General features: G+C 69.7%; 12 protein-coding genes. 4 read left to right on the forward strand and 8 right to left on the reverse strand.

Annotation, left to right across the window (positions count from 1 at the left end):
* Positions 1 to 120: 120 nt before the first annotated feature.
* Positions 121 to 675 (reverse strand): SMI1/KNR4 family protein, encoded by a 555-nt coding sequence (locus tag AB0C96_RS36700; protein WP_362923775.1) that lies wholly within the window; start codon positions 673 to 675, stop codon positions 121 to 123.
* Positions 676 to 684: 9 nt separating this feature from the next.
* Positions 685 to 3,012, reverse strand: coding sequence for a hypothetical protein (locus AB0C96_RS36705; RefSeq protein WP_362923777.1), 2,328 nt, complete (start codon positions 3,010 to 3,012; stop codon positions 685 to 687).
* A gap of 751 nt (positions 3,013 to 3,763) precedes the next feature.
* On the opposite strand from AB0C96_RS36705, the gene AB0C96_RS36710 reads away from it, so the two are divergent.
* A complete protein-coding gene (locus AB0C96_RS36710) occupies positions 3,764 to 3,997 on the forward strand; it encodes a hypothetical protein (protein ID WP_362923779.1) in 234 nt (77 codons plus the stop codon).
* Positions 3,998 to 4,015: 18 nt separating this feature from the next.
* Here AB0C96_RS36710 and AB0C96_RS36715 read toward each other — a convergent pair whose 3' ends face one another.
* Both AB0C96_RS36715 and AB0C96_RS36720 read right to left on the reverse strand, forming a co-directional pair.
* On the reverse strand, positions 4,016 to 4,513 hold the full coding sequence (locus AB0C96_RS36715; protein WP_362923781.1) for a DUF1877 family protein: 498 nt from the start codon (positions 4,511 to 4,513) through the stop codon (positions 4,016 to 4,018).
* A 107-nt stretch (positions 4,514 to 4,620) separates the two neighbouring features.
* Positions 4,621 to 4,917 (reverse strand): helix-turn-helix domain-containing protein, encoded by a 297-nt coding sequence (locus AB0C96_RS36720; RefSeq protein WP_362923783.1) that lies wholly within the window; start codon positions 4,915 to 4,917, stop codon positions 4,621 to 4,623.
* An 83-nt stretch (positions 4,918 to 5,000) separates the two neighbouring features.
* Between AB0C96_RS36720 and AB0C96_RS36725 the strand changes: the two genes are divergently transcribed.
* Positions 5,001 to 5,378: a hypothetical protein gene (locus tag AB0C96_RS36725; protein ID WP_362923784.1), complete on the forward strand. Its 378-nt coding sequence runs from the start codon at positions 5,001 to 5,003 to the stop codon at positions 5,376 to 5,378.
* Between the two features lie 65 nt (positions 5,379 to 5,443).
* Here the strand turns inward: AB0C96_RS36725 and AB0C96_RS36730 are convergent, their stop codons facing one another.
* The 3 genes from AB0C96_RS36730 to AB0C96_RS36740 all read right to left on the reverse strand — a co-directional run bounded on the left by AB0C96_RS36730 (position 5,444) and on the right by AB0C96_RS36740 (position 7,871).
* A complete protein-coding gene (locus AB0C96_RS36730; protein WP_362923786.1) occupies positions 5,444 to 5,890 on the reverse strand; it encodes a GPP34 family phosphoprotein in 447 nt (148 codons plus the stop codon).
* Positions 5,891 to 6,200: 310 nt separating this feature from the next.
* A complete protein-coding gene (locus AB0C96_RS36735) occupies positions 6,201 to 6,578 on the reverse strand; it encodes a hypothetical protein (RefSeq protein ID WP_362923788.1) in 378 nt (125 codons plus the stop codon).
* Positions 6,579 to 6,998: 420 nt separating this feature from the next.
* Positions 6,999 to 7,871, reverse strand: coding sequence for an aldo/keto reductase (locus AB0C96_RS36740; protein ID WP_362923790.1), 873 nt, complete (start codon positions 7,869 to 7,871; stop codon positions 6,999 to 7,001).
* Between the two features lie 372 nt (positions 7,872 to 8,243).
* On the opposite strand from AB0C96_RS36740, the gene AB0C96_RS36745 reads away from it, so the two are divergent.
* On the forward strand, positions 8,244 to 8,507 hold the full coding sequence (locus AB0C96_RS36745; RefSeq protein ID WP_362923792.1) for a hypothetical protein: 264 nt from the start codon (positions 8,244 to 8,246) through the stop codon (positions 8,505 to 8,507).
* Between the two features lie 9 nt (positions 8,508 to 8,516).
* Here the strand turns inward: AB0C96_RS36745 and AB0C96_RS36750 are convergent, their stop codons facing one another.
* Positions 8,517 to 8,936 carry a hypothetical protein gene (locus tag AB0C96_RS36750; RefSeq protein WP_362923794.1) on the reverse strand — a complete coding sequence of 140 codons (420 nt, stop codon included), beginning with the start codon at positions 8,934 to 8,936 and terminating at the stop codon, positions 8,517 to 8,519.
* A gap of 95 nt (positions 8,937 to 9,031) precedes the next feature.
* On the opposite strand from AB0C96_RS36750, the gene AB0C96_RS36755 reads away from it, so the two are divergent.
* Positions 9,032 to 10,769, forward strand: a 1,738-nt coding sequence (locus tag AB0C96_RS36755) for an ATP-binding cassette domain-containing protein (protein ID WP_362923796.1), incomplete at its 3' end; no start/stop codon positions are given.

Raw genomic sequence — 10,769 nt, forward strand, 5'->3', positions numbered from 1 at the left:
CATCCGAGAACCTTCGCACTGTGGTGCTCGACGGGCAGTTCGGACGCTCCCCCGGTAGGCACCTCCGGAAGGCCCTGACACCGCCGGCCCACGACAGGGCGAACGTTGCCTGATACGGCATTAGCCTCTCGGGTTCCACACGGGGCGCCCGTGCTCAGGGGCGACCAGGGCGCTGAGGAACGGGTCTGCCTTCGTGAGGGCGCGGATCAACAGGGCGACCATGCCCATGTCGTAGCGGCGCCAGTCAGCCTTGTCCCACACCACCACCGGCCAGGCGTCCGGGTCCGGGGCTTCGGTCAGCCAGAAGCAGAGCTCTCCGCCGATCCCGCCGCCCCACGCGAGCAGACCACCGGGCTCGGGGTAGAACGCGAAGGGGAACGCCGCGGGATAGCTGCCCCTGAGCTCGCGCAGGAGCGAGCTCGTTGCGGCAGCGTCGTCCAGCATGGCCCGCAGTGCGGTGACTCCCGCCGACGGATCGTGCAGCGGCCACGGCGTGTTGACACCGAGGCGCCCGTACAGGTCCCCTCCCCCGAAGGCGTCGACGAACGCCCGGTAGTCCGCGGGGAGTTCGACCCCCACTGCCGTGCCGGACCCTGCCCAGGGCAACGCCTCCCCTTCGCAGGGCGTGATATCGGCGAGCCGTGCGAACTCCTCGATGTCGGCCTGCACGCGCATGCACCACCCCTAGTCTTCGTTGAGGTACTCCCCCTCTTTGAGGTTTTGGACGTCCCTGGAACAGCTCTCGTCGATCGCGTTGCCCTGGTGGTCCCATGCCTGGATCTGGAAGCGGAATTCGAAGGGTATGAGATCCACATCCTTCATGTACTCGGGTACGACCGTCATTTGCACGACGTGCGACTTCATCAGGCCGGTGACGCATGCCTGGATGCCGGTCATGATCCCCACGTTGACCGGCTTCGCCCAGCAGGGCGAGAGGTTGGCGGTGATGCCCTTGCCGCCCAGCGCATTCGGGATGAGGTGGCAACTGTTTACCAGGAAGCGCTCGGTCGAATGCGGGAACAGCCGTGCGGCGCGCGCCTTCGCCTCGCTCATACCCGGGCTGTTGGGGTTCGCTTCGCTGCCGCCGCTGGTGTCCCCGGCCAGGCACGCAACCGCCCCAAGGGCGCGTTCACCCCGTCCGATGGGGGAGTAATAGGTCCAGCCGTCAGCGCCGTTGTCCTCCGCACCGAGGGGGCGCCGGTCCAGGCAGGTCGGCTTGTGGTCGGGCTTGTCGCTGCTCGGCGCGCTGGGAGAAGCCGGAGCCCCGCCGGGGCCGGCGCAGCGCACGCCGAGTCTGCGCAGGTCCGTCCACTGGTGGGTGCCCGAGTCGTTGACGATGACGAGGCGGTCGACGCGTGGGCCGCGGCCGTTCGGCTGGCACAGGCTCTCCCGCGCCTGCCGGAACTTCTCTCCCGTCGACAGGAACTTCTCCAGGTCGGCCGTGGAGGCCAGCGCGAGGAGCGGGCCGACAGCCGGCTCGAGGTTGATCCGCAGGACCCGTTCGAAGCCGGGCGGTGCCTTCTCGCTCTTGGCGTTTCCGGAACCCGGCCTCTCGCCGTTGAGTTGCTCGGCGCCGAGGCTCATCTGCGACCCGAGTTTCTCCGGGCTCCCCACGGTCTTCGCCCGCACGGCGCGCTTGATCTGCTGACCCTGACGGGTGGTCGTGTAGATGTAGTCGGCCCGATAGGTCTTTCCGTTGACCTTGTACGGCCCGGCCCAGGTGACTTTCGCTTGCCGATCGGTCTGCAACAGCTGCGCAACCTGCTGGAGCACACGCCGGTTGTCGGCTTGGTCGGTGGTGGGGAGGATTTCGCGCAGGTCTTCGGGGTTCTCCAGGCGGCCGGAGTTGGCGATCGCCGCCAGATCGGGCAACTCGCCCTCGTTGTTGGCCCCGTTGAGCGCATCGACCGCCTTTTCACCGGTTCCCGTGTCGCTGGCCGGAGTGTCCTTCGTCATCAGGTCGAGCAGCTTCGCCGCGTCGGGTTTCAGGGGAGTCCCGACGGAGACGTCGTCCGGCCGCAGGTTCCGTGCGTGCAGACGGCTGCCCACCTTGGGGTCCGATCCGTACTCGGCGGACGAGTACACCCAGGCGTAGTCGGTGTGCTTCACGGTTCGCCCGGTGCCGATGGCGATGTTGGGGCGGGTGCCGCTGACGTTCTTGGACTGCTTGGGTTGCAGGGTGCCGAGGGGGTGGGGCTGGTCCGGCACTTGCGGGAGGCTGAGATAGAGGGTGGCCTCTCCCGCCTCGTCCCCGCTGTTCGTGACCGTGAAGGAGTACGAGCACGGGTTGCTCGTGCAGAGGTACGCGCTGTTGTTGGTGATGGTGAAGTCCGGCCCCATGGACGTGGAGACGGCCTCGGACGAGGTGGCAGGAGGGACAGCGGCGGACGCGGCCGCAGCGGCGGTCGAACGGGCGGCAGTCGTCTGCTCGTTGGTGGCAGGCTTCGGAACCATCAAGAGGTACGAGCTGTAGTCACTGTCCGAGTAGTCGGCCGGGGCGGCCACCCCACGGTGGTCCGCCGGCCCCGCCCCGCCCGTGGCGCGCCGGGACGAGTGCCAGGCAGCGGACTTGACCGGCCCTTCCTGATGGGGTTCCCCTCCGATGGCCAGGACGGTGTAGGGAGATGCGCTGGCGAGGACGACGGTCCAGCCCTGTGCCGTGTACGAGATCGCCTTGTGCCCCTCGATCGTCCCCGCGTCCTCCTGCACCGCTTCGGGATCGGAGGTGACCTGCGTGACCAGCGCGGCCAGTGACTTCGGGGACAGGGAGCCCGCGTTCACGGCGAAGCTGTCGAGCAGGTAGTAGCCGGAACGTTTCTTCGGGGCGATCCAGCGGCCGCTGCTGGTCAGGTCCGTGCCGTACAACGGGTCCTGCTGCGCCCAGAAGTCCGAGTCGCCCTTCAGGTAGAGCCGGTCACCGGACCACGCGATCGCGGACTTGCCGGCCACGGGTTCGCTCAGGGTTCCCGACGCCTGTCCCGACGCGGTGACCGTCAGGTTCGCGTGGGTCACGGGCCGGTGCTCGGCAGGAGCGTAGGCGGTCGACAGGTTCACGCCCCGAAGGGCGCTCAACGCCCGCGCGGCCGATGCCCCCCGCTGGGCCGGTGACACTTCAGAGCCCGAGGCATCCCGGTGAGACCCGCCGGACCCGCCTGGCCACAGGACGTACACGAGGCTCGCGAGCACCGCCAAGGCGACGCCCATGGCGATGAGGGGCATGGCACGCCCTGGTCGGCGCCATGCGGTGGCCAGCCACGACGACCGGAGCGGCGCAGGCACCGCAGGCGGCTGAGCAGGCGGCGGAGGCACGGCGGGGGGCACGGCGGGTGGTTGGGCCGGCAGCGGAGGCACCGCAGGGGGCTCGGGTGGCCCGGGGGTGGGTCGGGCCGATTCACCGGAGGCGGGCGGGGCCGCCGGGGGCGGGCCCGGCGGAGCGGGTGGCGCCTGTGGTGCCGGCGGGACGTTGCCCGGGGGCTGCTGCCCTGGCGGAGGTTCCGGGTTGCCGGATCGGGTCTGTGCGTCGCTTCCTTCCTGTGCGTCGGATCCCGACTGCCTGTGTTGGTCCCCCACAGCGACTCCCCCAAGTGGCTTCCGTTGATCCCGGTGCTTGGAGAAGATACGGCACCCCGCGTGAACCTCCTAGAACGTGAACTCTCCTTGTTTGCAAGCGACTTGGCCACTGGAACTAGACGGATCGGACGACATCACATGGGCGAGCGTCGACGCCCTGGGGCCTGTTGCGAAAGTGGATGTCCGCTCATTGATGATCACGGCCACGATTCCGGTGCCTGCGGTCCGGGTCCGCAGCCGGCTCACGCACGGATCGCGCGGCGGCCGGCCGCCGAAGTTCGACGAGGGCGAACACAAGCAGCGGCACGCGGTCGAGTGCGGGATCATCCGGCTCGAACGCCACCATGCCGTCGCCACCCGGTCCGACGAACGCGCCGTCCGCTACGAAGCAACCGTGCAGGTCGCAGTCGTCAACGCATGCCGGTAACCGGCACGTGACCACGTCTCAAGCCCACACCGCCTTGACTACGGCGTGGCCTGATTCGGCCGCCCGCCCGTAGAACCCCAGGAGGTCCCCGTGATGGTCGAGGAACTCCTGTCTGGCCTGCGCCTCGTCTTGGCCGTAGCAGCAAAGCTTGGCACCGGCGACGTTCCACAGCTCGTCGAAAGAGACACGCGCGAGGAAGTCTGCGGCCTGTGACACCCCCGGCGGCTCCAGAATCATCAGGGGCGGGTTGGAGGGGTCGGCTTCGGCGCTGTGTGCCACGGGGCGGCCGCCGTAAATCGGCAGCGTCCACAGCTCGTCGGCATCTGCTTCGAGGACAGCGGCAGCGGCGTAGAAGTCATTGACGGCGTCCCAGACCTTGTCGATCGAGTCGGCGATACCCGCTGCGTACTCGTCGGGGTGGTTCTCCCAAGCCGCCCGCATGAACACCGCAAGCCAGGTGTGGTCGTCCCGGATCTCGGACTCCGCGACGGCGCGAAGGTGTAGGTGGATGCTCACGGCGACAAGTCCTTCAGTTCGGCGGCCCGCCTGTCGGGCCGAACGGACAGAACGTATTCGACGGCACCGACAGCGAGACGTCACGTCTCCTGGCACGGAATCTCAGCTCACCGCCTGCCTTCCGCCAACACGGCGACGAGAAGGCCCGGGAAGCGGGCGTCGAGCTCGGCGCGACGCAGAGCCATCAGACGGGCCTTTCCGATCCGCCGGGTCTGGGTGATTCCGGCTTCGCGCAGGATTCGCCAATGGTTGGACAGCGTCGATCTGGGCACGTCCACGCCGTCCGGGCTACACGCACTCTCGCCGTCCTCGGCCATCCGGCGGACCAGTGCCAGCCGAACCGGATCGCCCAGGGCATGGAGCACCACAGCCAGGTCCAGGTCCTCGTGCCCGCGCTGTTCCACTGACCCTCCTCGTCTTCACCCGTGTGACACCCGTAGTATGCAGATCGCTTCGATGTTTCGGGAATGTCGAAATGATCTAGGAGATGACCGTGACAGTGCTCGCCACCCTTGCCCGCGTCTACGTCGACGACCTGGACGTGGCATTGCCGACCTTCGTCGAGCTGACGGGAGAGCAGCCACGACTGCGGTTCACCTACCGCGACCTGAACCTCGCGAGCGTCGGCGGCTATCTGCTTCTGGCAGGTTCAGACGAAGCCCTCGCCCCTTACCGCGGCACCCACGCCACCGCGATCGTCGAGTCCCTCGACCAAGTCCTGCGCATCACCGAGCAACACGGCGGAGAAATCCTCGACGGTCCCAACGAGGTGCCCACCGGCCGAAATCTGACCGTGAAGCACCCCGGAGGCGCGACCATCGAGTACGTGCAGTTCCACGCAACCGCACGATCAGCCCTCGCATGAGCTGGTCAAGCCCGCGATTTCTGGCGCATCACATGAGCTTCCGGCACCAGCAACAGCGGAAGCCGCTATGGCCGTCTGCATATGGCGGATCGCGGCACGTACGCTCTCGGCCGCCCACTGGCCGGCCGCGACTTCCGCCATCCGGTCGGCCACCGCCTTGCGCGGGTCATGTGCTGCTGCTCGACGACCACGCCCCGGGCACACAGGCTTTCCATGGCAGCTCTGGTGGCCTTGGCGTGGTCCCTGGTCAGCCAATGCGTCACGCGCCGCTTGTCGCGGCCGTGCAGCCAGGCGTCGAGCAGCGCCAGCCGGCCATCGAGCAAGGGCTCACCGGTCGGTGTCGGGTCCGTCAGCGTGAGGTACTTGCCTTCGACGGACGCCCTCCCGGCGAGAACCAGTTCCAGCACGATCCCGCCCGCGACGGCCCAGCCCGCCGCCTGCCGCCGCTCCGGCACCCCGGACTCGTCGTCCAGGGACAGCAGCATGATTTCCTCGGCCAGTGCGATGGGCATCCTCACTCCTTCGGTACGTTTCGTGATGGTTTTAAGGCAGCCCGTAAGACCCGAAGCCGCAAGAAAGTCCCTGCGGCGCCGCCGCGTCCAACTCCGCGGCATCGGGCGCGGTTCGGTGGAGGCGAGGCTGGCGACGCGGATCGGGCGGAGGCCGGTGGGGGCATCGCGCCGCTCCTGTGCAGCAGTGCGCTTGGGTGCTTCTGAACGGTGGGCGACGGCGGCAGGTCAGGCGGTCGCGGCACGACGCCACGGGTTCCGGGGACGGCTTTCCGCCCCACGTATGGGCGATGGCCCGTGGCTGCGTGGCAGGTCAGTAGTAGTGGTGCATGATCTCGGTGGTCCAGGGGGGTTGGGTGACGGTTCCTTGGGGGCCGAACTCGGTCATGTAGGGCTTGATGTCGAGGACGGGGGTGTCGTCGATGGCGTCCAGGGCACGTACCGCCGCTTGCTCCAGCCGTACGACGTCCGCCGCCAGGACGGTCGGGACGGGTGCGAGCGGGACGTGCCCGGCCTCCCGGAACGGCGGGACCAGCGGTGGCCTTCCGGTGTCGGCCGAGGCGACCAGGCACGTGTCCGCGCTTCCGGCGCCCTGCCCGTGGCTTGAGCGCCGCTGGCTTCCCCACCAGAGCGAGCGCGGAGGCGGCTTCGTCCGGATGCCGGGCCAGGGCGCACCCGGTGCGCTGGACACCGCGCTCCCAAAGGTCCGGCCGCTGGCGGTACTTGTCAGTCAAGGCGGCTGCGGTCTCGCGGGAGTGGAAGCGCAGCCCGCAGTGTGCAGCCACCGCCCCGGTGAGTCGCAGCCGGTGCTCGCTGAACGTGACGACCCCCACAGGGTCCAAGCCCTCGGCGAGCCGGCACACCTCCGTCTCGCCGAGGGCCGTGACGTCCGCCACCTCGGCGTGCCCCGCGACGCGGCCCCCGGCGTACTGCGACGCTGCCGTGCGGATAGTGACCACGGGCCGTATCCCTTGAGGTCCGCTGCTGCTGCGTCGCTGTATCCCTCGCCGGCCGGACACCCGTCGACGAGGGTGCCCGGCGGCGCCGCATGTGCCGACGACGAACGGTGCACCTTGGCACGCCGTTGCCGACCCGTGGTGTGGCGCGTGGGTCAGGCTGCGGCGGCCAGCGCGTCGAACTCGTCGTCGGTGAGGGTGATGCGGGCGGCCTCAGCGTTTTCCTCCAGGTGGGCTGTCCGGGAGGTGCCGGGGATGGGGAGCATGACCGGGGAGCGGTGCAGTAGCCAGGCGAGGGCGAGTTGGGAGGGGCTGACGCCGTGTTGTTTGGCTGCGGCGTCGAGCGGGCCGCCGGGGCGGGCGAGCTCGCCGGTAGCCATGGGGAACCACGGGATGAAGGCGATGTTCTCGCGCTCGGCGTACTCAAGAACGTCTTCGGCGCTGCGGTTGGCGAGGTTGAAGAGGTTCTGCACGGAGGCGATCTCCGTGATCGCGCGGGCCTCCTTGAGTTGCTGGACGGTCACTTCGGAGACGCCGATGTGGTGGATCTTGCCTTCCTGCTGGAGCAGGACGAGCTCGCCCAGCTGGTCGGCGAGCGGCACCTTCTCGTCGATACGGTGCAGCTGGTAGAGGCCGATACGTTCGACGCCGAGGTGGCGCAGGCTCAGTTCGGCCTGCTGGCGCAGGTACTCAGGTCGGCCTACGGGGCGCCAGTCGTCGGGGCCGGAGCGGGTCACCCCGCCCTTGGTAGCGATGAGGAGGTCGTCGGCGTAGGGGTGCAGGGCCTCGCGGATGAGCCGCTCGCTGACGAAGGGGCCATAGGAGTCGGCCGTGTCGATGAAGTTGATGCCCAGCTCGACGGCACGGCGCAGCACCCGTATCGCTTCGGCCGGATCCTTGGGCTCGCCCCACACTCCGGGGCCGGTGAGTTGCATGGCGCCGTAGCCGAGGCGGTTGACGGTCAGGTCGCCGCCGAGGGCGAAAGCGCCGGAGGCATCCGCAGGGCGGGAGCTGTTCTGGTGGCTCATGTGACCCATTTCTTTCACTTGGAAACTGTGTAGTAACTGCACGCCGAAACCACGGGACGGTCAGGTTGAGCCCCGAAGTCCGGCTACCACGCGGCACCGTGTCCTGCTACGGGGTCACGGGTTGCCGGGTGAGGGAGTGCGGAAGGCACAGGCGTGATCGTGGGCGAACGTGCGGCTGCTCGTAGGCCGAATTCCGTTGTGGTTGGGAGTTGGTCAGTCCAGGTGTCGTCGGTGGTGCAGTCCGGGTGCGCGGTCGAGATCGAGTGTTGCGTCGGAGACCGTCTGGGCCGACGGGGCCTTCCTACGGGCCCGCGACATCCGTCCGTGGCTCGGCCTACCGCTGTGGGCCGCCGACGACGCGGGGCCTGGTCCGTGGACACCTCCCGCGCGCAAGCCACCGGCCTGCGCACCCGACCCGTTGCCGAGACCGTGCGGGACACCTGGGCCTGGATGACGGCCGGCGGTACGGCGGGCCGGGACTACGCGGCCGGTGCCTACGCGCTCGCCCCGGCGCAGGAGGACGCCCTGCTCCGGGCCTGGGACACCCGGACCGACGGAGCGGGGGCGCCGGACGCGAATGGCCCGGCCGGCGGTCGAGAGACGGGGGCCCGGAACGTCCGGGTGCGGCAGGCGTGACGGCGCCGGTCAGCAACCCGACCCGGGGGCGGGCGGAGCCGCGTCCAGCTTCCCGTGCCCCTTGTCCGCCTCCACGAGCGTCCACGCCGTGCAGGAGGGGGTACCGGCGACGTCGACGCGCAGCGCGTCCCGGACCACCCGCACCGCGATCCGGTCCTCGGGGACGTCCTTGAACTTGTCGAGGAGGCTCTCGGCGTATTTCTCGCCCGCCGTGTCGTCCGTGAAGCGTTTCTGCAAGGTGTCCGTGTCGCCTTTCCGCAGCTCCCGCTGCACCGCCTCCGCGAGCCGTTGCGGGCTCGATTCGCTGCCGTCGTCCTCCGTGGCGATGGAGAAGGTGACGAAAATCAGCCACCCGGCGAACGCGGCAATGCCCAGCCGCTTGCCGAGCACATGCCGTCCGGACCGGGACATGGTGGTCAGCCGAGTCATAAGTCTCATTGAACTACACACGACAGGACACTCACTTTGAGACAGCGGCTTTCAGACGCTCACGAACGACACCGGAACGGGGAGGCGCTGGGCCAGTGACGTCCGATCAGGAGCAGACGAACGACGCGGAACGGGAACTCTTCGGGCGCCGTCTCCGGATGGATGAGGCATCGGCCCGGCACGAGCAGGTGCCGCTGGAGATCCCCTTCCACAGGATGGCCGGCCGGGTCCCTGCGTTGCTGGCGCGGTCCGCCGCGATGGCCTGGGCGGTGGACCGCCTCTCCCTCGTCACCGTGGCCGTCGCGCAGGTGGGCCGCGGCGCGGCCACGGCCTTCGGGCTGCTGGCCACCAACGAGGTGCTGGTCGACCTGTTCGCGGGCGGCCCAACGCCGGACCGGGTACGCGCCGCGCTGCCGTCCCTGCTGGTCGTGGCCGGTACGGCAGTACTCGTCGCGCTGCTTACGGCCATGTCCGCGCTGGCGGTGGGCCGGCTGGAACCCCAGGTGGAGCGGGCCGCCTCGCTCCGGTTGCTCTCCCACGCGATCCGGGTGGAGCTCGCCGACCTGGAGGACACCCAGGTACGCCGGCTCCTGGAGACGGCCGAATTCGGCACCGACGCCGCGCGCCGGCTGATCGGGCACGCCGTAGCCGTGATCAATGGCCTGATCTCACTGGTCGCGGCCGCGTGGGCGCTGACCGTGCTGCACCCGCTCCTGTTGCCCCTGCTCCTGCTCACCGCCATGCCCAAGGGATACGGCACAGTCCGCACGGCCCGCCGGGTCTACCGCAGCATCCAGCGCTGGCTCGACCACGTACGGGTGCGCAGGCGCCTGTCCGACCTGCTGCTGGCCCCCGACCCGGCCCGTGAACTCCGCGCCCACGCCGTAGGACCCCTGGCCCGCGAGCGCGCCATTCCGGCCGGTGGCCTTCCGCTGACCGGACGGCCGACCATCCTGGAGCTCGACGACGTCTCGTTCACCTACCGGGGGCAGGCCGCCCCCGCGGTCACGGGCGTGAGTCTGCGCATTCCGCGCGGCAGCGTCGTCGCCCTGGTCGGGGACAACGGTTCGGGCAAGTCGACGCTGGCGAAGCTGATCGCCGGGCTCTACCTCCCGGACTCCGGCCGACTCACCTGGGACGGCACCGACATCAGAGAGCTGGACCGCGACACCGTCTTCGACCGCGTCGCCCTCGTCGACCAGGACTTCCTCAAGTGGCCCTTCACGGCCCGCGCCAATGTGACCCTGGGGCGTCCCGAACGCGCCCACGACGAGGCCGCCCTGCGGCGCTCCGCAGCGTTCGCCGACGTGGACGGCTTGATCCGAACGCTGCCCCGCGGCTGGAACACCCTCCTCGAACGCGGCTTCCACGGCGGCCAGGGCCTCTCCGGCGGCCAACAGCAGCGCTTCGCCCTGGCCCGGGCCCACTTCCGCGACGCGTCCGTCGTCATCGTCGACGAACCCACCGCGGCCCTCGACGCCGCCTCCGAGATCGAGGTCTTCCACCGCATACGAGCCCTGGCCGACAGCGGCCGCACGGTCGTCCTCATCACCCACCGCCTCGCGTCGGTGCGCTGCGCCGACACCATCTACGTCCTCGACCGGGGCAAGGTGATCGAACAGGGCGACCACGACGGCCTGTTGGCCGCGCAGGGCAGCTTCGCGGCGGCCTACCGTTTGCAGGCGGAACAGTTCCGGGACGGACCGGAGCAGCCCCCGTACACCGGGGCGGGCCGGACCACGTCGTGCCGGTCACCCAGGCCCGCCGGCCCGGTCCCGCCCGGCCGCCGGCAGCCGGGCGAGGCCGCCGCGCACCCCGCGGGCCGCGCCCAGC

The organism is Streptomyces sp. NPDC048506, from assembly GCF_040651315.1.
Lineage (GTDB): Bacteria > Actinomycetota > Actinomycetes > Streptomycetales > Streptomycetaceae > Streptomyces.

Coding starts and splice junctions, on each gene's coding strand:
- AB0C96_RS36700 (WP_362923775.1), bottom strand. CDS start 675: ATGCGCGTGCAGGCCGACATCGAGGAGTTCGCACGGCTCGCCGATATC.
- AB0C96_RS36710 (WP_362923779.1), top strand. CDS start 3,764: ATGATCACGGCCACGATTCCGGTGCCTGCGGTCCGGGTCCGCAGCCGG.
- AB0C96_RS36725 (WP_362923784.1), top strand. CDS start 5,001: ATGACCGTGACAGTGCTCGCCACCCTTGCCCGCGTCTACGTCGACGAC.
- AB0C96_RS36730 (WP_362923786.1), bottom strand. CDS start 5,890: ATGCCCATCGCACTGGCCGAGGAAATCATGCTGCTGTCCCTGGACGAC.
- AB0C96_RS36740 (WP_362923790.1), bottom strand. CDS start 7,871: ATGAGCCACCAGAACAGCTCCCGCCCTGCGGATGCCTCCGGCGCTTTC.
- AB0C96_RS36750 (WP_362923794.1), bottom strand. CDS start 8,936: ATGACTCGGCTGACCACCATGTCCCGGTCCGGACGGCATGTGCTCGGC.